A 19,839-nucleotide genomic window follows, 5' to 3' on the forward strand; every position below is an offset into this window, starting at 1 on the left:
CACGCAAGTAAAATTTATACCAGTAGCGCGTTTAAATCCATAACAATTTTACATTCAGCTGACTATATGGTGGGTGAAACGGCATAACTCAATTAGCTTTTAGTGAATGGCTAATGTTGCTATTTTATCTCGTAGATAACTGATAAAATAGTGGCAATATATATTTTAGATTTTAGTAACTTCTACCTCCTTTTATTTTATTGATGTTCTATAACAAGAGAAGCCTTCATTATGTTCCAACTGCATCCTAAGCTTGCCGCTGATAGTTTTTTGGTGGGCGATTTTCCATTATCGACGTGTCGTTTGATTAATGATTGCCAGTTTCCTTGGTTGATATTGGTGCCACGCGTCTCAGGCATCAAAGAGCTGTATGAGCTTTCTGAATCTGATCAGGCGCAGTTTTTACGTGAGTCAAGCTGGTTATCAAGCCAACTTGCGAAAACTTTTCAAGCAGACAAGATGAATGTCGCAGCACTAGGAAATCAGGTGCCACAATTGCATTTTCATCACATTGTACGTTATCAAAACGATATGCAGTGGCCAAACCCAGTATGGGGTGTCCCTGCTATTCCGTATACGCCAGCAGTATTGTCACAGATGCAGCAGACACTGATGATGGCGCTGCGTGGTCATCATCAGATGCCATTTGATTGGCAGATGTAAATAAGAGTAACAGTAACAGTAATAGCCAGATGTCCAGACATTAGATATTCACACACGAAAAAGCCAGCTACTTAATAGCTGGCTTTTTTATGAACGGCTTATTCAAGCTTATTAGCAAGATCTAAGCAGTTTTACATTAATGGTTTTCTTTTGCATGGTTGAGCGTATATTTAGGAATCTCGATGGTTAAGTCTTCATCTTCCAGCATAACCTGACAGGACAAGCGTGAATCAGGCTCCAAGCCCCAAGCACGATCAAGTAAGTCAGCTTCGATATCATCCATCTCATCCAAACTATTAAAGCCTTTACGTACGACCACATGACAGGTGGTACATGCTTTTGACATCTCACAAGCATGTTCAATTTTGATGCCTTTTTCTAGTAGTGCTTTACATAAGTTCTGGCCAGCTTCTAGCTCGACTTCAGTGCCTTCAGGGCAAATTTCATGATGAGGTAATACGGTAATCTTTGGCATAAATTATTTGTCCGATGCTAATCAATTAAAAAAATGAAAACTGAGAAATATAAAAGGTGAGCTTAGTAGGATGGCTAAGCTTAATTCTCAAGTATAAATATTCCTAGATATATCTGTTACCAATCTTGGGCACTGGTACCTGCCATGCTGGCTTTGACGCTCTGATTCATAATACGCGCCGCAAAGGCATCACTATGAGGCTTTAGCTTGGCTTGCTCTGCTTCGATGGCAGTCAAATCGTCAGTGCTTAATGCGGTTTGTAGTGCCTGCATCTGCTCAGTTAATGATTGCTGCTCATCAGAAGATAATAGGGCGGCAAACTCTTTTAATGCAGACTGTAGCGCAAGCACTTCACGCTCCGCTTCTACTTTGGTCTCAATCAAAGAGCGCGCATTTTTATCTTCTTCAGCATGCTGGAACCCTGCCATAAGCAGTTGCTCTATTTGCTCATCTGACAGTCCATAAGAAGGCACAATCTCAATTTTGCTTTCTGTCTTGGTTGGCGGTTCTACGCGTATGCCTGCTGTACAACAAGTCGTCACTGGCCATTAGCATCAATACTAAAAGTCACCTCGATGCGGGCAAAGCCAGCTTTCATCGGTGGAATGCCGTATAGCTCAAAGCGCCCAAGCGAGCGGTTGTTTTCAACCGTTTCGCGCTCGCCCTGTACCACGTGAATCACCATGCCAGTCTGACCATCTTGATACGTGGTAAATACTTGACGCTTCTTAACAGGGATAGGAGTATTACGTGGAATAAGTACTTCGACTAGGCCGCCCATGGTCTCAAGACCGAGTGATAGCGGCGTTACGTCGAGCAATAATAAGTTATTGTCACTATCACCATTGACCAATTGATGCGCTGTTTGGGCAGCACCTAAGGCGACCACTTCATCTGGGTTCAGACGGCAAAGCGGCTGCTTGGCAAAAAACTCAGTGACGACTTGTTGTACAGCAGGCATACGCGTAGAACCGCCAACCAAGATAACTTCATCTAAATCTTTAATCTCAAGCTTGGCATCACGTAGAACTTGTTCACAGACGCTGAGCGTACGGCGGTTAACTGGTTCTGCAATAGCGAGCAAATCTTCACGACGTAGTACACCTTGATAAGACTGCTCATTGACAGTAATATCAATATCAACTTGTTCAGCGTCGGTCAGTGCTTGCTTGTAGGCTTTGGCTTGCTGTGCGAGTATCGATTTGTCATGGAGGCTCACATCTTTAGGGTTGATGTTCAATTGCTTGATAAGCCAATTGGTCATCAGGCGGTCAATATCGTCACCACCTAAGGCACTATTTCCACCAGTTGCCAATACTTCAAAGACGCCATCAGTCAGCTTTAGGATAGAGACGTCAAAAGTACCGCCACCCAGATCATAAATTAAGTAATAGCTTTCTTTATTGCCATCTTGTGAAGGCCGGTCGAGACCATAGGCGACTGCTGCCGCGGTAGGCTCATTTAATAGACGTAGTACATTGATTCCAGCTGCTTGCGCTGCATCTTTGGTCGCTTGACGCTGCGCTTCATCAAAGTAAGCTGGTACAGTGATGACAGCCCCTTCGATGCTGTCAGCAGGCAATGCGCTCGCTGCACGTTGCTCTAGCGCTGCTAATATACGTGCTGATACTTCGACAGGAGATACTTCGCCCTGAGCCGTCACGAATGCTGGCATAGCATCTTTGCTGCCACTTAGCTCATAAGGATGAGAGAATTTGATATCAGCTTGGCTACGGCCCATAAAACGCTTAGCCGAGATGATCGTATTTTTTGGATCATCCGCTAAATGGGCTAGGGCATCATAGCCGACTAATGGATTGCCTGTACTTGGATAATAGACGACAGAAGGTAATAAGGTATCTGTCGTTGCGCCTGCTTCTAGGACTTGCGCCTTGCCTGAACGTACCACTGCGACCAATGAACGTGTGGTACCAAGATCGATTCCCAGACCAAAACGATGTTGGTGAGGTTGAGCGCTTTGATTGGGTTCGGCAATTTGCAATAAAGACATAAGATAACTCAAAGATAAAATGAAATGAAAGAGATAAAATTAATAAGTGAAATGGAACAAATACGATAAGCACACTTTTATAGTTTGACTGCTTTTTTGCACTTACGTAAAAGCTGTAATCACGTAAAATGCAGAGACTTAACGATTAGGTGGTGTGTCAAAAAGTATGCTGATTAAAACTTGAACAGTTTTTGAAGCCTTGAAAGCCCTATAGAATCAGAGAACTTAGCATAGATTTTTTATTGGCTTCTATCGCCAGCATACTTTTTAGAACACCACCAACGATTAAAAGTGCTTAAAATAAGAGATTATACGGTATCGTTGCTATTAATTTAACCTTAACCTGTGAATAGCAATTAAATTGCTAGGCGTATAGCTGAAATAAGCTATACGAATTTAAACGTACAGATCATCATCATCCGAATGCTCAGCAGTGGCTAGATTATCGAGACCAATAGTAACGTCAGCATTTAGCTTTACTAAAAACTTCAACTTTTGCGTCGCATCAATCGCTGTTTGCCAGTCTTGGCTTTGGTAGGCAGTGCTAAAACGCTCAGACTGTTTGGCTAAGCGTCCTGTAATCTGCGGATGTAGCTGTTGTAAGGTCGCACGGTCTTTATCTTCAATCGCTTCGTCTAGATCAATACGCATCTGCATCGCATCTTCTAAAAAGTCTAAGTCTGCGATTGAGTGTTCTAGATTTTGCGCTTGATCTGCCATATCTAACAAATAGCTAGCGCGGCTATCAGGCTTACTTAGCGTTTGATAGGCTTGGTTAATGAGTGCTGAAGCTTGCTCAGATTGTTTTTGCGCTTGTGCAGTATCTGACACGTTTTTTACGACATTATCAGGATGATAGCGTTTTTGTAGCAGACGTAGATGCTGGTCGAGACTGTCTTGACTGACTTCAAACTGTACAGGCTGCTCAAATAGGGCAAAGAAGTTATCAAACTGTGCTTCTGCTGTGATGTCTGTCATATCATACGCCTTGCTTTTTTATTGGTAATTTCAAAATTTTGTCTGGCTGAAGATTTGCTTGCGAACGGATGTACAGCACTGAGCTAACGACAGCATTAGTCGTTCGTCACTGCCTGATAGTAAAAGATCATGCTATTAAACTCAGAAGCGTTAAGTCATTAAACTGTAAAGGACTCACCGCAACCACATTCGCCTTTTTTATTTGGGTTGGTGAACTTAAAGCCTTCGTTCAATCCTTCTTTTTCATAATCCATTAACAAGCCATCTAAATATACCAAGCTTTTAGGATCAATAAAGATACTGACATCACGGCTTTCATAGCGTGTGTCATTTTCGTCAGGCGTATCTACAAACTCTAAAACGTAAGCCAAGCCTGAGCAACCGGCTGTACGAATGCCAACTCGAATACCTTCGCCTTTGCCGCGATTGTCCAAAAAATCCCGAACATGCTGAGCGGCGCGTTCTGTCATTTCAATCATGCCAACTCCTACTGACTATCAAAATTAATAATGATATTTTAATATAATTCTCTATGAACAGGTCTGTTTAAACTGGCAACTGATGAAATATATGATTGCCACAACAGTCTGTGAATAAATTTTTAAAAGCAAAAGGTGACAATTACATAAGCGTCATTGTCACCTCTTTAGCGTTAGTAGCTTCGAGAAGGGTTCTCTACTGCGCTACTACAATATAGCTTTATGCTAATAGTTTCTACGCTAACAGGCTTAGCTCGTCGCTTCTTCTGTTACTTCAGCAGCGCCATGCTTGCCTTTGTAGTCGCTAATAGCGGCTTTAATGGCATCTTCTGCAAGTACAGAGCAATGCACCTTTACTGGTGGTAATGCAAGCTCTTCTGCGATGTCATTGTTTCTGATTTCGCCAGCTTGATCTAAGCTTTTACCTTTTAGCCACTCAGTCACGAGCGAGCTTGAAGCAATTGCTGAGCCGCAGCCGTAAGTTTTAAAGCGCGCATCTTCGATAATACCGTTATCATCGACTTGGATTTGTAGACGCATCACATCGCCACAAGCTGGGGCACCAACCATACCGGTTCCAACGTTTTTGGCATCTTTATCAAGATTGCCGACGTTGCGTGGATTTTCGTAATGATCAATAACTTGGTCACTATAGGCCATGGGGTTTTCTCCTAGTTAGATGATGAGTAGTCAGTTACTGACTTTGAATGTCTCACTACTCATCGATAATTGGGGTCAAACATTCAGTTAATAAAAACTGTCTTTGTCATTGTCTGATCAATTGTTTAATGGCTATGTGTCATAACCATGTCGCTTTTTTAATTTTAGTGCTCAGCCCATACGACTGAATCTAAATCTACGCCGTCTTGATACATATCCCAAAGTGGTGATAGGGCACGTAATTTGTCGACTGCTTCATGCATTTGCTTGATCACTCTATCGATATCTTCTTCAGTCGTATAACGACCAAAGCTAAAGCGAATCGAGCTGTGTGCTAATTCGTCTGGGCGACCGATAGCGCGTAATACGTATGATGGCTCAAGCGTTGCTGATGTACAGGCTGACCCTGATGATACTGCTAAGTCTTTTAGCGACATCATCAATGATTCGCCTTCAACGAAGTTAAAGCTGATGTTCACAATATTAGGTACGCTATTTTCAAGATCACCATTTAGGTAAGTCTCTTCGATATCTTGTAGGCCGTCCCACAGTTTTTGGCGCAGTTTTGCTGCGTGTGCATGATCTTCTTCATAACGCTCTTTAGCCAAAGCAAATGCTTCACCAATACCAACGATTTGATGCGTCGGTAATGTACCTGAACGCATGCCACGCTCATGTCCACCGCCGTGCTGCTCTGCTTTTAGACGAACACGTGGTTTACGACTGACGAATAGGGCACCGATACCTTTAGGGCCGTATGCTTTGTGACCTGAAAAGCTCATCAAGTCGATTTTCATCTTTGCAAGATCGACAGGTACTTTACCGATAGACTGTGCACCATCTACATGGAAGATAACGCCAGCTTCACGAGTGATCTCACCAATAGCCGCCACATCTGTGATTGTGCCAAGCTCGTTGTTCACCATCATGAGTGAGACTAGGATGGTATCGTCACGCAGAGCTTCTTTAACTTGCTCTGGCATGATTAGGCCAGTAGCGGCTTGTGGCTCAAGGTAAGTAATCTCGTACCCTTCTTGCTCAAGCTCGCGGCAAGTATCCAAGACGGCTTTATGCTCAATCTTGCTAGTAATGATGTGCTTGCCACGAGAGTGGTAAAAATGCGCAGCACCTTTAATAGCTAAGTTGTCTGACTCTGTGGCACCAGAAGTAAAGACGATCTCACGTGGATCGGCATTAATTGCTTCTGCAACTTGCTGACGTGCTGTTTCTACTGCTTCTTCTGCTTGCCAACCGTAGCCATGTGAGCGCGAGGCTGGGTTACCAAAGATACCATCTACAGTCAGATACTCGCTCATCTTTGCAGCCACCGATTTGGCAACTGGCGTAGTGGCAGCGTAATCTAAGTAAATAAGGGAATTATGTTGGCTCATGCTGGGTTTGCCTCGCTGGTCGATAAGGTAATAGTGTTAATGTCTTTCAAAGAAAACTCTTGTGTAGAAGATAGGTGCTGACGTAATGATACGGACTGCACACTTTCTATATCTAATAATTGCGCTAATGTTATATTTTTCAAGTACTGTTCGATATGATTGGACAATGCGCACCATAAATCATGGGTTAAACACATTGCGCCACCTTGACAGTCACCACGTCCTTCGCACTGCATTGCATTCACTGATTCGTCAACGGCAGATATAATGCTCATCACATCTATCTCATGCAATGGCTTGGCTAAATGATAACCGCCTGCAGCGCCACGTATACTAGTGACTAATCCACGTTTGCGGAGTTTGGAGAACAGCTGCTCAAGGTACGAAATAGATATAGACTGTCGTTTGGCAATATCAGATAGAGAGACCGCGCTGTCTTGTTGGCTGGTTTGTAACGCCAAATCTAGCAATGCAGTAACGGCATATCTACCTCGAGTAGTTAAACGCATAAAGTATCTCCAAGCTGATAAATGATAGGCTAAGTTCAATCACGAGCTTATTATCATAATTTGGGTCGTTAAGCTGAACTTTACAGATATCAACCCTGCTAATAAATCTAAATTAAGTAATTCTAATATTACCGCTGTCAAACAACAGGTGAATAACTTGATATGTGCTGCGATAGAGTCATTATACTTAATCCCGAGTAATTTAGTCAAGATTGAAATGTCGTTGAATGGTTAATCTTATCTATCGCCATTATTAATAGAATCAAACCATAATATTTATACTGAAGAATATAGATAAATACAGATGGGCGGCTGATGATATATGTAGTTAGAAGATAGGTATAGAGGATGGCTCAGCAAAAGGCTCAACAGCTAGCTGGTATCGTCATTTTAATATAGCCATTGAGCGCATAAAAAAAGGTGAGCAGCTAATTGCCATGATAGGTGCATGACTACATGACTAGTTTATAAATAACGCTATAAGAGCGATAATCGCAATCACTACGGCAACTACAGCAGAAATGGTCAATGTCTTTTGTTTGCTTTGTAGCTCTTTTACAGTGGTTTCAAGCTCACGGTTTTTGATGGTTAAGGTGTTGATTTGAGTTTGCTGTTCTTTAATACGTAGCTTGTATTCATTTTTTTTCTCTTCCGTTTCTTTAGCACTGGGCTTGTTCTTGCTATTGCCACCTTTAAATCTCTTGATAACGCTCTGAATCAGGCTGCCCATGCCCAGTTGCATAATGAACTGTTTCAGCTGCTGTACTTGGCTGACTTCACCGCGCATTTGTAATTTATCGGTGGCATCACTGCCATGAGAGGTGATGGCATTTAATACCTGGATACTATAAGCATTAATGACAATGTCAGGCTCACTACGATCAGCAGGTAATTGAGCGTCTAATAACACACCTTTGTAGCTGAAAGTCGCAAATACTTCCACATGAGGTAAATATAATCGTAAGCAGACGACAGTACCTTGCTTGGCAAGAGGATAAGCGGCTTTACGTAACTCAGGATCTAAGCGCAATACGAGCGTCAATGCTGACTCAGCGAACACTAAGATGATATTAAGAAGAGAGTGAGATAACGTAGAACGCTTCATGTAAATAATCCATTTTATTGGGCAAGTTATAAGTAAAAATAATATCTAGAAGTAATATGTGGCACAAGGCGACTGATAGCGTGGAAATTATAACGCGTATATCATAACGTCTTCATTATAAAAAGTAACGCATATAGATGTGCTCATTGGTAAATAATTGAGATTTACCAATTATTTTGTAAATTCAATACAAGTTTATATGTTAGGCGATCATTGACAGTTGAATTGCGTAACGTTAAGTGTTAAATAAGTAAGATAGGCTACGAAAAAATGTAAAATCACTTGCGCTCCTTATGTAGCCTTGATATAAAGGCGTTAATAACGCAAAATCTGTAAATAAAGACATTGAGATTTGTTTTTATTGCTTAAATACTCTGAGGGCGATACAATGCCTGACGTTAGCGTTTATTACAGCCCTTAAACTTGAAGGAAATTTTATGAATAAGTCAGAATTGATTGATAGCATCGCAGACAAAAGCGGCCTAAACAAAACACAAGCTGGTGATGCACTAAATGCAGTAATGGAAAGCATCGGCGAAGCTCTAGAAGCTGGTGATAGCATTTCATTAGTTGGTTTTGGTACGTTTAGCGTAAAAGACCGTAAAGCACGTACTGGCCGTAATCCTAAGACAGGTGAAGAGCTTGCGATTCCAGCAAGCAAAGTACCAAGCTTTAAAGCCGGTAAAAACTTAAAAGAGCGTTTAAACTAAACGACTCCTTGCTTGTAAATATAAGGTTGCCGTTTAAGTTTTAAATGGCAACGCAAGCAGTAAAAAAGCATCTTTTAATAAAGGTGCTTTTTTTATTGCCAAAATTTGTATGTTAGTAGTGTGAATATTTTGAGTCTAAGTCAAAAATCACGTATCATAGGGCGCGCGTGACGCTGCTATTTACATAAGTTCTGTATGTATAAAAAACACTCACTATATGTATCAACTGAATATAAGTGTAGATAGTACGGATGTCCCTCACCACTCCACTGCAGGCTTAAATAATATTGGCTGTGTTGCAATGGTTTTTCATCAATTTAGCTTAAAAAGTAGAAATAATTATGGATAAATTGCGCGATTTTTTAAAAAGCTGGCCTGGTCGCATTTTATTGATTCTATGCCTATCACCACTCGCACTCTTAGGTATCGAAAGCTATTTTCAAGGTGGGGTTGATCCTAATCAGGTCGCTCAGGTAGGTGAGGCAAGTGTAGGGCTGTCAGAGTATCAGAATGCTGTTAATAGCCGACGCTCTGAGATACTAGAGCAACTCGATGATGCCAGTTTGTTAAACGAAGATGTGCTGCATGAGCAAGTGCTCAAAGGCCTTATTGACCGTACTTTGCTTGAACAACAAGCAGGCAAGCTTGGGATGACGGTGTCTGATGACACAATCAACCGCCTGCTACTGCAAGAAGAGATCTTTAAAGATGAGAATGGTGAGTTTTCTAACGAGCAGTTTTCATTCTTTTTGCGTCAGCGCGGCATGACTAAAGACCAGCTGTTTGCTGAATTTCGCAATCAGCTGAGCCTTGATCAGCTTAATGCCAGTATTGTCGGTACGGCCATTTATCCAATGAAAGCTGTCAACCAGTTGATAGACTTGCAGCTAGAGTCACGTAATGTTTGGCTCCAACGGTTTAACTGGCAGGATTATCAGCAGCAAGTTAATCTGACTGATGCTGATATACAGACTTATTATGATGCTAATAAAGACACGCTCAAAAGTGATGCTATGGTAGATTTGGCTTATATCCAGATCAGCCCATCGACGATCAAGGTTGATGATATCACCACAGAAGAGCTGCAGCAGCAATATGAGGCTTATAAGCAGGGACTGGCTGTCGTCGATGAGCGTCAGCTTAGTCAAATCTTAGTAACGGGTGACGATGCCAAGGCACGTGCTGAAAGTATCAAAAATCGTTTAGATAAGGGTGAGTCATTTACAGCACTTGCGAAAGCTGAGTCAGATGACCCATCAGGCGAGACGGGCGGCGCCATTGGACGCTTTAATCCATCAGTGTTTGGTGATGACGCTGCCGCTGTTGAAACGGCGCTTCAAGGTTTGAGCGTGGGTGACGTGACAGCACCTATTAAAACCAGCTTTGGTTATCAGATATTTATGGTAACAGAAGACAGTGGTAGTAAAGTGCCTACTATGGAGAGCATGCGTGAAGAGCTTACCGCTAAAGCGAAAGAGTATAAGCGTCAAGCAGTCTATGCGGATAAAGTAACTGCAATCAATGACTTGGCAGCGGATGGCTTTAGTATCGAGGATATCGCGCAACAAGAAAACGTAGCACTTAAGCGTATCAAAGACTACCGTAAAGAAAATAATACCTCAGCGTTGTCACAACCAGCGGTGATCAATCAGGCCTTTGATGAGTTTACGATTCAAGATCAAGCCGTCACAGCAGGTATTGAAGTAGGAACGGGGACGGTATGGGTACAACCGAGTAATTATCGTCCGACTAAAACTCTCGCCTTGGCAGCAGCAACGCCAAGAATCACACAGATATTGCGTCAACAAAAAGCCAGTGCACTGGCACTCAAAGATGCCAAGAAGTTAGCCGCTAATATTAAAACCCCTGCTGATATCAGTAAGTACTCAGCAAGCTTGCAAGCATTGGGTGAGGTGAGTCGCCAGAATGCTTTATTAACAGAGAAAGAACGTAGCCTAGCATTTAGTACCCAGGCTCCTGAGAATGGTATTGTGGCATTAGCCAGTGAAACAGAAATGGGCGCCAGTGTGCTCGTCGGTGATCGCATTGAGACACAGCGCCAGTCACAGCTATCTGATCTTGAGAAGTCGCAAACAGCCAATATTATCCGTGATAATTTAGGGCAAGACCAATTACAAGATTATTTAGACTATCTACGTTTGGTCTATAAAGTTGATATCAACGAAGCCAATATGGCTGGCGCACAAGGTCGCTAATGGCCTGTCGCTAATGACCCAGTACTTAATGCTTGTTTGACCGATATCAACCCACAGGAAAGCCGCATAAAGAAAAAGCCACTGTATTTTATACAGTGGCTTTTTTAATGAACAATCTTTATTTTAATGACGATTGACCGATCAGATTAGTGACGGAAATGACGCATGCCGGTGAATACCATCGCAATACCATGTTCGTTTGCCGCAGCAATGGTCTCATCGTCGCGCATAGAGCCACCAGGCTGAATGATAGCCGAAATACCAACGTCTGCAGCATTGTCAATGCCGTCACGGAACGGGAAGAAGGCATCTGAGGCCATGACAGCACCTGCAGTCGCCAGTCCAGCGTGCTCAGCTTTGATAGCAGCGATACGTGCTGAGTTGACACGGCTCATCTGACCTGCGCCGACACCGATCGTGCGCTGATTTTTACCATAAACGATGGCATTAGATTTGACATATTTTGCCACGTTCCAAGTAAATAATAGGTCAGCGATCTGCGCTTCTGTTGGTTGTACGTCAGTGACGATTTTTAGCTCATTAGCAGTGATTAGGCCTAGATCTTGCTCTTGTACTAGCAAGCCACCATTGACACGCTTATAGTCGAGCTGTGTTTGACGCTGATAGGCAGCAGGCAGTTCGCCGCAAACCAACACACGTACGTTTTTCTTGCTGGCAGTTATTTCTAGCACGCCTTCTTCAATGCTAGGAGCAATGATGACTTCTACAAACTGGTTGTCGATAATGGCTTTGGCAGCCGCAGTGGTCAGCTGACGGTTAAAGGCGATAATGCCACCAAAAGAAGACTCAGGGTCTGTACTAAAGGCAGTACGGTAAGCGGCAACCTGATCGCTATCAACTGCGACACCACAAGGGTTGGCGTGTTTGACAATCACACAAGCAGGAGCGCTAAAGGCTTTGACACACTCAAGGGCAGCATCGGTGTCAGCGATATTGTTATAAGACAGCTCTTTCCCTTGTAGCTGTTTAGCTGTTGCAATAGACGCTTGTTGGCTACGACCTGGATGATTCTCCACATAAAAAGCCGCTTGTTGATGCGGGTTTTCACCGTAGCGTAAGTCTTGGACCTTATCGAGCTGTAGATTCAATGTGCGTGCATAGGTTTCTGGCTGCTGAGTCTCATTGACGCGGCTACCTAAAAAGTTAGCAATCATGCCATCATACTGGGCAGTATGTTCAAAGGCTTTTACGGCTAAATCATAACGTAGAGCCGCAGTTAGCTGGCCATTACCTGTCAAGGCTGCAATGATACGTTCATAATCAGCAGGATCAGTGACAATACCTACGTGGGCATGGTTTTTAGCAGCAGCACGTACCATAGTAGGGCCACCGATATCGATGTTTTCGATGGCATCTTTCATGGTAACGTCAGGGCGAGCAATCGTTTCAGCAAATGGATAGAGATTGACCACGACCAGATCAATACGATCAATCTGATGCTCGCTCATAACTGCATCATCCGTACCACGACGTCCTAAGATGCCGCCGTGAATCTTTGGATGAAGCGTCTTGACACGGCCATCCATCATTTCAGGAAAACCAGTATAGTCTGATACTTCAGTGACCTCTACGTTGTGTTCTTTAAGTAAACGATAAGTACCGCCAGTAGATAGCAGACCAAATCCTGACTGAATCAATCCTTGAGCGAATTCTACGATGTTGGATTTATCAGAGACCGAGAGTAGAGCAAGCGGTTTTGTACCCATAAAAACAGTTCCATAAAAAAAGCCTGACATAAATGTCTGGCAGGATAGTAATGGCAATCATAGCTGTCATTGGTTCAAGCTATGAGTCACCGAGCATAGTAGTGATAAAAACGAGGAATGATGCTTCATTATCAATTGGCAGTATTCATCGATATTTAAATACTGCCAATTGATTTTCTAGATTTTAGGACTGCTATGATAAAACATCTGGCGAGTTTACACAAAACCCTAGGCCATTTTATGGTGTAAATATGTATGTTTTTTTAGATAAACTACATTAAATGGTAAGTTTTCATTTTTTTGCGTAGGGTGCCGCGGTTGAGACCCAAGATTTGTGCGCACTTTGTTTGATTGCCGCGGGTTTGCTCAAGAACCACAGTCAATAACGGCAGCTCCACTTCCTTCAAGATAAGCTCATAAAGATCTGTTGGAACTTCATCACCCAGCGCTGCAAAGTATTCACGAACCACACGTTCGACGTGCATACGTAATGGAGCTTGTGGATCGATAGTTATCGGTGCGGATGTGTCGTCGTAAGAGTGGCTGTCGCCATGATCTGATTTATCAGAATGAGGGTTTACATTAGGAGAGACTTGATAGTGGTTATTCTGGTGATCGCTATCCAGACTATGATGGTCAGGATGAGTAGAGCTTTGGGCAAAACGGTTGGCAGAGATGTGTGCACGGTGTGCCATAAGGTGATGTCCTCAAGAGTGACGAGAATGCAGTAAGGTATTCTGTTCAACTCGCTCTAGCATTTGTCTTAATAGGGTATTAATAAATAGGGTCGATAGTGATTTCACGGATTTGTTTTTGAGTAATTGGAATAGTGAACATCAAAGGTTTGATTTGTTCGGCTGTTAGTAGGTTTTGCGGGCTGGCCAGATAATCGCCTGGCATCGCAATGAACTCGCCAATCAAACTATCGGTGCCATAAATACTCACTTTCAGACTCGGTAGCAGCTGCGGTTGTAAGCTTTGATTGACCAACCATGCCTCAATGTCACTAAATTGATCAGCAGCTTTGATATTACTGGGTTTGACATTGAGGTTAGTGATATTTAATGTCGTTAAATCAGCACTAGGTAAACTACAAACGGCAACCGCACAAACGGCTTGCAAGCGTGCTGCATGGTCTGGATCTTTGATCAAGGTTTCTAGGTTAAAAATAACATACTGTGCAAATAATAGCATTACCAACACCAAACAACCACTCAGCCATAATATTAATGCAGCAGGGTGTTGAGCCTGAGCTTGTACTGCAGGGCTTTTTGAATGAGTGGTGTTTGTTTGTTTTAAGCTAAGCGCTGTAATGTTGCTAGGTTCTGGCACACCCATATTGGTCAATAGTTGCGATAAGTCAGTATCCGACGCTGGTGCTGAGTTCGTGGAGCGACTCATACTTTTTTCATCAGTAACCACTGCATGGTTCGTAGGTTTTTTTGACTTGCGTACTGTCGTAGGCGTTTTTTTGTGTGTTGTAACTGTAGATGAATGATTAGATGGATTGCTTTGAGAGCGAGAGCTTTGAATTATATTATCTATTGAGGCCGAGTTGGGCTGTGAGAGCCATGCGTCCATCTCATCTAGAGAGTTATCTTGTGCATCGTTATCTTGCATCTGCGCATGCGGCATATCGTCATGAGTCAAAGTATCGGAATCTAAAAAGCCGCTTTGTTGAGTTGCTTTTTTTTGTGTATTGACTGTCGTGGATTTTTGCACAGTGGCGGTTTTAGCCGACGACTCACTCTCTGTCTCTATCAGATGCTCATTCACCAAAAACACCTGCTGGCAATTGCCACAACGCGCTTTCGCCTGCGCCTTGCTCAGTTGAGCTGGCGCCAAACTAAAAAGCGTATGGCAAGTGGGGCATTGGGTTTTTATAAGTGAGATCATGTTTGCAAAATCCAAAAAGATACAGCAATAATTATCACGCACTCACTCACCAAAAGCTGTCTTACCCCCTATATACCGCTATTTTTTTAAGCGAATATTTATTAAACAGGTATAAATAAGAAAGGGAAGCAGTATGAAGCCGGTGAGCTTTAACTGATTCCCTATCGTAACATATGTAAAGAAGTGTAGCTAGTATGTAAACTTACCTGACAGTCGTTGCCAATGTTGATCTTCTTGTGCAGTAAAAGCATGCTTGGGATCAAGAGCAAAATAAGGCGCATAAGCTGCACTTACTTGCTCTGTTTGCGACTCAATCAGGCCTGCCAAAACAATCCGACCTTGGGGTGCCATTAAGGTGGCAAAGTAAGGCGCTAGACCAATCAGCGGCTTGGCTAAAATATTAGCAACAATGACATCAACAGGTATTACATCATGTTGGGCGCAGTAGTCAGTAAAGTCCTCTGGTAAGAATGCCTTAAGTCGCCCAGCAACATCATTACGCTCGGCATTTTGATTGGTTGCAAGTACTGCTTGCGGGTCAATATCTACCGCGTAGACTTGTTTTGCACCCAAGAGGAGTGCGGCGATACCTAAGATACCTGAACCGCAGCCATAATCGATGACTACTTTATCCTTTAGGTCTTGCTCGGTGAGCCAGTCTAAACACAAACGCGTGGTCGCGTGATAGCCAGTGCCAAAAGCAAGACCTGGATCCATGATGATATTGGTGGCATTTGCATCGGGAGGTGTCAGCCAATTGGGCACAATCCATAAGTTATTAGCGCATTCAATCGGATGATAATGTGACATCCACTCACGCTCCCAGTCTTTGTCATCAACGGCTGATAGCCAAACACGACTGGCTTGTACTTGCGCGGCAATGTCATGACTTAACTGCTCAACAGCCTGTCGACTACCAACCTCAGTAGTGGCATCAAACAGACCCGTCAGTATGACCTCATCCCATAACGGCGACTCGCCAGGTAAGGGTTCAAACAAAGGCTGATCGCCTGCATCGTCTAGTGCAATAGAGAGTGCGCCTGCTTCTAATAACAGCGCTTCTGCAAGATCGACGTTTGCTTTTTCACATTGTAGGTGCAGTTGTTGCCATGCCATAAAAATAACCTTAATTAAATTTAAGTTAGGGAGTTGAGCTTAAATTAGACAAAGAACAATATATAAAAATTAATAAATCTAAAGCAATAGTCGCTAGCATTGCTATGACCAGCGACTATTGCTTTAAGTTGTTCAAAGCTTAAAGTGTTGCAATTACCTAAGTGCTTGTTGAGCTTCACGCACGACGCGCGCATTGTTCTGCTGTTGTCCTGAAACTAAGATGAGTTGCCATAGTGCACGGCGGCGGCTGTCATCTTCGGAGACGGTCAGACCACGACGCGCCATCGCTTCTGCTTTGCGTGGTTGATTTTTCTTTAACGCCACTTGTGACAGATAAAAATATACTGCTGAGGATCTTGGTGCTAAGCGCTGAGCACGGGTAAAGCTGTTTTCTGCGGCAGTTAAATTACCCGCTTTGAGCTGGTTGGTGCCCGTTTGCATCAAGCTGCGAAATGCTGGCAGGTCGCTTTGACTGCTGGTAGTGTTACGACTTTGCTGCTGCGAGCTTTGACGCGCACGCTCTAGCAGGTCACTATGTGATGGTGTTGCTGGCGGCTGTGAGATTATATAATCGTCACGCGAAGGTGTGGGAAGCGGCTCATTCGGGATAACTATCGGTGGTTGAATGGTTGGAGACGGTTGAATGATTGGCGTCTGCTGAGTTAAAGGATTGGTACTTGTCGAGGGTTGCTCAGTACTAGGAAAACCTTGTGACCCAGGATAGCGCTGATAGACAGGTGCATTAGCTGTCTCGGCAGGCGGTATGTAAGGCTCAATAGGGTAGTCGGCCGCCTGTTCAACCTCATTAGCTGCTGGCAGGTGAGTAGTGGTAGCGGTATGACTGGGCGTTGAATAAGGAGCCGTCTGACAGGCGCTTAGCACCAAGGTACTCATGAAAGTGCCTAAAACGAGAATAGGCGTAGCGCTTAGTTTGCGCCCTTTAGCTGCTATTAACTGTTCGTTGATAGATAATGCCATACCAAATCCCTTATTCTAAATCCTAGATAATTTTAAATACCGCTATATGCTGATAAACAATCCATTCATCTTTTATCAGCACCATTTGAGGTATTAGAACCATTCAAGTGCTCGATCATACCAAGTGTCCGCACGCTCTTGGGCAGTACCTTCATCTGCTCCTTGCTCATCTGGATTAATCACCTCGCTATTGGGTATCTCTAATCCTTCACGTTGGCGCTGCTGATTCAGACTACTTTGTTCACGTTGCCACTGCAACTGATCGCGGGCTTGCTCTTGCTGATATAAAGCGAGAGCACAGCTACTGGCCTCTGTTGGTAGATGCGCTGACATAACAGGCAAATATCGCGCAGATTCGCAGCGCTCATGAGACAGTTTACCTGAGTTATTCTCAAGCCATAACCATTCAATACCTTCAGGCTCAGGCATAGATACTGGGGTCAGCCTTAAGCGTTTCATATAATCAACCCACACTGGTAATGCCCCAGTACCACCGCTCAGGCCAATGGGCTTATTATCATCACGGCCAACCCAAACCACACTGACGTAGTTACCGCTATAACCTGCAAACCAAGCGTCGCGGTAATCGTTGGTTGTCCCTGTTTTTCCCGCCAGATTCAAGTTGCTACCGAGTGATTGCACACGTCTAGCGGTACCGTTTTTTACCACTTGCTGTAGCGCATAATTGGTCAGATAATTGGTTTCAGGCGGGATACTACGCTGGGTGTTCAGTCCTGTGCGCTGCAAGATACGTCCACGATCATCAATGACCGTACGAATACTATGAATAGGAGTGCGAAAACCGCCAGTAGCAAAAACTTGGTAGACGCCGAGCATATCCATCGGGCTTAAGTTAACCGAGCCTAATAATACTGATGGATACGCAGGAATTTTTTCTTCAACACCCAAACGGCGTAGCTGCTTGGCAAATGTATCTACGCCAAACTCCATCCCTAAGCGAACGGTACTTTGGTTATAAGACTTTGCTAGGGCAGTGGTCAAGGGTACATAGCCATGATCGCGGCCGTCGTAGTTCTTAGGATTCCATTTGCTGCCATCTCCTAAATTGACCGTAATTGGTGAGTCATCAACAGGGCTGGCCAAGTTATAACGACCGCTTTCAAGCGCCGTCATATAGATGACAGGCTTTAAGAGTGAACCCACTTGACGCTTTGCATCGACAGCGCGGTTAAATCCAGTAAACTCGCTGCCGCTACCCACTACAGCGACTAGCTCGCCAGTTTCTGGATTGGCACTGACCAAAGCCCCTTGTAAGTCTTTGGTTTTGCTACCGCGGCGTCGTAGCTCACCAAGTTTGTTATCAACTGCCTTATTGGCTGCCAATTGTGTAATAGGGTCGAGCGTACTGATGATAATGAGACCTTCGTTTTTTAGGTCATCAGAGTAATAAACTTCATTGAGCTCACGTTTGACGATATCTAGAAAGTCTGGAAACTGACTCTTTCCTTCTACTGGCTTATCGACCACATCTAAGGGTTTGGCAATGGCAGCGTCATACTCTTCTTGAGACAGCATGCCAATGCTGAGCATATTATTAAGTACCACATCACGGCGTGCTTTTGAATCATTTGGATGGCGACGTGGGTTATAAACACTTGGTCCTTTTGCCATGCCGACAAGCATCGCCTGCTGATCCAAACGTAGCTCCTTCAGTGGTTGATTAAAATAAAACTGCGAAGCCAAACCGAAACCATTGATAGAGCGGTTGCCATTTTGACCAAGATAAATCTCATTGAGATAGGTTTGCAAGATTTCATCTTTGCTATAGTGCAGCTCTAGTAACACGGCCATCAAAGCTTCATTCGCTTTACGTTTTAAGGTGCGATCAGAGTTTAAATAGAAGTTTTTGATAAGCTGCTGAGTGATGGTCGAGCCACCCTGCATAGAACCACCAGAGAAGTTATTGAGCACAGCACGAGCAATACCACGTACGGACACGCCTTTATGCTCATAAAAACTGCGATCTTCAGTCGCAATCAGGGCATCAATTAATGGCTGCGGTACGTCATCTAAAGAGACGACCAATCGGTCTTCATTGCTATCTGGATAGATACCACCGATACTTACTGGCTCCAGACGAATGATGCCAGATTCTGCAGGCACAGTGCTTTGTATGGACTGCACCATATTGTCAGCAATGGTCATCTTAATGACTTGCGCTTCATCGACATCATTTGCACTGTAGCTAAAACCACGCGTGTGGATATAGTAAGTGCTGCCTGACTTATGGTAGCTGCCCGTACGATTATAATCTTTATTGCTGCGATAATTGAGCAGCTCAAGCCAAGTCTTCATGGCGTTATTATCGACTTTGGCACCTTGATACAGCTCCAAAGGCTGCGAGTATACCTTGGCAGGAATATCCCAGCGCTTACCTTCAAATTTTTGGGTGATGGTACGATCGAGCTTGAGCAAATACAGTGCCAACAACACCATGCCAGCGATGACAACGATTAATAAGAGACTGCTAAATACAATGCCGCGCTGCTGCGATGGCAAAGTGCTTATAGCAGATCTAGGAAGCTTTGACTGAGTAAACTTGGGTTTTTGCACTGATGTTGCACCGTTTTAACATAAAAAAACTGACTCATAATGACGCAAATTGATTAAATTTTCAATCTCTCATCATCTACTCAGTCATTCAGGAGTGTTGAGCTGTGAAAGTGTATACTAAGCACAGCATTTATCGTCACCATATTATATAACTTATTAACGCTTTTAATTCGATGAGCGAGTGCCATATAAGATAACAATCTATCATTATGATAACGATGTTTTTTGTGTGGATTAGCAGCGATTATTCTACCAATCGTTGCTAAGTTATTGTGATTTTTGCATTTTATTAAATCCAAGTAATGTTTGTGCAACACCGTATATCCAAAGTCAGTATATCTAAAGGAAGTA

Annotated in this window: 16 protein-coding genes and 1 pseudogene; 3 read left to right on the forward strand and 14 right to left on the reverse strand. The window is 43.5% G+C overall.

Annotated elements, in window-relative coordinates:
* Nucleotides 1-231: 231 nt before the first annotated feature.
* Nucleotides 232-663 carry an HIT domain-containing protein gene (locus tag JMY01_RS03540; protein ID WP_201574249.1) on the forward strand — a complete coding sequence of 144 codons (432 nt, stop codon included), beginning with the start codon at nt 232-234 and terminating at the stop codon, nt 661-663.
* A gap of 136 nt (nt 664-799) precedes the next feature.
* Here the strand turns inward: JMY01_RS03540 and fdx are convergent, their stop codons facing one another.
* The 8 genes and pseudogenes from fdx to JMY01_RS03580 all read right to left on the reverse strand — a co-directional run bounded on the left by fdx (nt 800) and on the right by JMY01_RS03580 (nt 8,271).
* On the reverse strand, nt 800-1,138 hold the full coding sequence (fdx, locus tag JMY01_RS03545) for an ISC system 2Fe-2S type ferredoxin (RefSeq protein WP_201574250.1): 339 nt from the start codon (nt 1,136-1,138) through the stop codon (nt 800-802).
* Nucleotides 1,139-1,254: 116 nt separating this feature from the next.
* Nucleotides 1,255-3,149 (reverse strand): annotated as a pseudogene (gene hscA / locus JMY01_RS03550) (Fe-S protein assembly chaperone HscA).
* 396 nt (nt 3,150-3,545) lie between these two features.
* Nucleotides 3,546-4,127 carry a Fe-S protein assembly co-chaperone HscB gene (hscB, locus tag JMY01_RS03555; RefSeq protein ID WP_201574251.1) on the reverse strand — a complete coding sequence of 194 codons (582 nt, stop codon included), beginning with the start codon at nt 4,125-4,127 and terminating at the stop codon, nt 3,546-3,548.
* A gap of 158 nt (nt 4,128-4,285) precedes the next feature.
* The gene (gene iscA, locus JMY01_RS03560) at nt 4,286-4,606 is read right to left on the reverse strand and encodes an iron-sulfur cluster assembly protein IscA (RefSeq protein ID WP_201574252.1); all 321 of its coding nucleotides are present in this window, start codon (nt 4,604-4,606) and stop codon (nt 4,286-4,288) included.
* A 249-nt stretch (nt 4,607-4,855) separates the two neighbouring features.
* The gene (iscU, locus tag JMY01_RS03565; protein ID WP_201574253.1) at nt 4,856-5,266 is read right to left on the reverse strand and encodes a Fe-S cluster assembly scaffold IscU; all 411 of its coding nucleotides are present in this window, start codon (nt 5,264-5,266) and stop codon (nt 4,856-4,858) included.
* 164 nt (nt 5,267-5,430) lie between these two features.
* A complete protein-coding gene (locus JMY01_RS03570; RefSeq protein WP_201574254.1) occupies nt 5,431-6,657 on the reverse strand; it encodes an IscS subfamily cysteine desulfurase in 1,227 nt (408 codons plus the stop codon).
* The gene (locus tag JMY01_RS03575) at nt 6,654-7,166 is read right to left on the reverse strand and encodes an Rrf2 family transcriptional regulator (RefSeq protein WP_201574255.1); all 513 of its coding nucleotides are present in this window, start codon (nt 7,164-7,166) and stop codon (nt 6,654-6,656) included. Before JMY01_RS03575 ends, JMY01_RS03570 begins: the two co-directional genes overlap by 4 nt.
* Nucleotides 7,167-7,626: 460 nt before the next feature.
* A complete protein-coding gene (locus JMY01_RS03580; RefSeq protein ID WP_201574256.1) occupies nt 7,627-8,271 on the reverse strand; it encodes a hypothetical protein in 645 nt (214 codons plus the stop codon).
* Nucleotides 8,272-8,708: 437 nt separating this feature from the next.
* On the opposite strand from JMY01_RS03580, the gene JMY01_RS03585 reads away from it, so the two are divergent.
* Together JMY01_RS03585 and JMY01_RS03590 are read left to right on the forward strand one after the other, a co-directional pair.
* Nucleotides 8,709-8,981: an HU family DNA-binding protein gene (locus JMY01_RS03585; protein ID WP_201574257.1), complete on the forward strand. Its 273-nt coding sequence runs from the start codon at nt 8,709-8,711 to the stop codon at nt 8,979-8,981.
* A 341-nt stretch (nt 8,982-9,322) separates the two neighbouring features.
* The gene (locus JMY01_RS03590; RefSeq protein ID WP_201574258.1) at nt 9,323-11,197 is read left to right on the forward strand and encodes a SurA N-terminal domain-containing protein; all 1,875 of its coding nucleotides are present in this window, start codon (nt 9,323-9,325) and stop codon (nt 11,195-11,197) included.
* A gap of 146 nt (nt 11,198-11,343) precedes the next feature.
* On the opposite strand, the gene purH is transcribed toward JMY01_RS03590, so the two are convergent.
* The 6 genes from purH to mrcB form a co-directional block, all read right to left on the reverse strand.
* Nucleotides 11,344-12,924 (reverse strand): bifunctional phosphoribosylaminoimidazolecarboxamide formyltransferase/IMP cyclohydrolase, encoded by a 1,581-nt coding sequence (gene purH / locus JMY01_RS03595; RefSeq protein ID WP_201574259.1) that lies wholly within the window; start codon nt 12,922-12,924, stop codon nt 11,344-11,346.
* A gap of 272 nt (nt 12,925-13,196) precedes the next feature.
* Nucleotides 13,197-13,409 carry a helix-turn-helix domain-containing protein gene (locus JMY01_RS03600; RefSeq protein WP_201577160.1) on the reverse strand — a complete coding sequence of 71 codons (213 nt, stop codon included), beginning with the start codon at nt 13,407-13,409 and terminating at the stop codon, nt 13,197-13,199.
* A gap of 289 nt (nt 13,410-13,698) precedes the next feature.
* Entirely contained in the window at nt 13,699-14,820 is a 1,122-nt protein-coding gene (locus JMY01_RS03605; RefSeq protein ID WP_227677646.1) for a DUF3426 domain-containing protein, read from the reverse strand.
* A gap of 189 nt (nt 14,821-15,009) precedes the next feature.
* Nucleotides 15,010-15,936, reverse strand: a complete 927-nt coding sequence (gene prmA / locus JMY01_RS03610) for a 50S ribosomal protein L11 methyltransferase (protein WP_201574261.1) — start codon at nt 15,934-15,936, stop codon at nt 15,010-15,012.
* A 153-nt stretch (nt 15,937-16,089) separates the two neighbouring features.
* The gene (locus tag JMY01_RS03615; RefSeq protein ID WP_201574262.1) at nt 16,090-16,914 is read right to left on the reverse strand and encodes a tetratricopeptide repeat protein; all 825 of its coding nucleotides are present in this window, start codon (nt 16,912-16,914) and stop codon (nt 16,090-16,092) included.
* A 93-nt stretch (nt 16,915-17,007) separates the two neighbouring features.
* A complete protein-coding gene (gene mrcB / locus JMY01_RS03620; RefSeq protein ID WP_201574263.1) occupies nt 17,008-19,488 on the reverse strand; it encodes a penicillin-binding protein 1B in 2,481 nt (826 codons plus the stop codon).
* Nucleotides 19,489-19,839 lie beyond the last annotated feature (351 nt).

Source organism: Psychrobacter sp. H8-1 (genome assembly GCF_904846575.1).
Lineage (GTDB): Bacteria > Pseudomonadota > Gammaproteobacteria > Pseudomonadales > Moraxellaceae > Psychrobacter > Psychrobacter fulvigenes.

Coding starts and splice junctions, on each gene's coding strand:
- JMY01_RS03540 (WP_201574249.1), top strand. CDS start 232: ATGTTCCAACTGCATCCTAAGCTTGCCGCTGATAGTTTTTTGGTGGGC.
- fdx (WP_201574250.1), bottom strand. CDS start 1,138: ATGCCAAAGATTACCGTATTACCTCATCATGAAATTTGCCCTGAAGGC.
- hscB (WP_201574251.1), bottom strand. CDS start 4,127: ATGACAGACATCACAGCAGAAGCACAGTTTGATAACTTCTTTGCCCTA.
- iscA (WP_201574252.1), bottom strand. CDS start 4,606: ATGATTGAAATGACAGAACGCGCCGCTCAGCATGTTCGGGATTTTTTG.
- iscU (WP_201574253.1), bottom strand. CDS start 5,266: ATGGCCTATAGTGACCAAGTTATTGATCATTACGAAAATCCACGCAAC.
- JMY01_RS03570 (WP_201574254.1), bottom strand. CDS start 6,657: ATGAGCCAACATAATTCCCTTATTTACTTAGATTACGCTGCCACTACG.
- JMY01_RS03575 (WP_201574255.1), bottom strand. CDS start 7,166: ATGCGTTTAACTACTCGAGGTAGATATGCCGTTACTGCATTGCTAGAT.
- JMY01_RS03580 (WP_201574256.1), bottom strand. CDS start 8,271: ATGAAGCGTTCTACGTTATCTCACTCTCTTCTTAATATCATCTTAGTG.
- JMY01_RS03585 (WP_201574257.1), top strand. CDS start 8,709: ATGAATAAGTCAGAATTGATTGATAGCATCGCAGACAAAAGCGGCCTA.
- JMY01_RS03590 (WP_201574258.1), top strand. CDS start 9,323: ATGGATAAATTGCGCGATTTTTTAAAAAGCTGGCCTGGTCGCATTTTA.
- purH (WP_201574259.1), bottom strand. CDS start 12,924: ATGGGTACAAAACCGCTTGCTCTACTCTCGGTCTCTGATAAATCCAAC.
- JMY01_RS03600 (WP_201577160.1), bottom strand. CDS start 13,409: ATGCACGTCGAACGTGTGGTTCGTGAATACTTTGCAGCGCTGGGTGAT.
- JMY01_RS03605 (WP_227677646.1), bottom strand. CDS start 14,820: ATGATCTCACTTATAAAAACCCAATGCCCCACTTGCCATACGCTTTTT.
- prmA (WP_201574261.1), bottom strand. CDS start 15,936: ATGGCATGGCAACAACTGCACCTACAATGTGAAAAAGCAAACGTCGAT.
- JMY01_RS03615 (WP_201574262.1), bottom strand. CDS start 16,914: ATGGCATTATCTATCAACGAACAGTTAATAGCAGCTAAAGGGCGCAAA.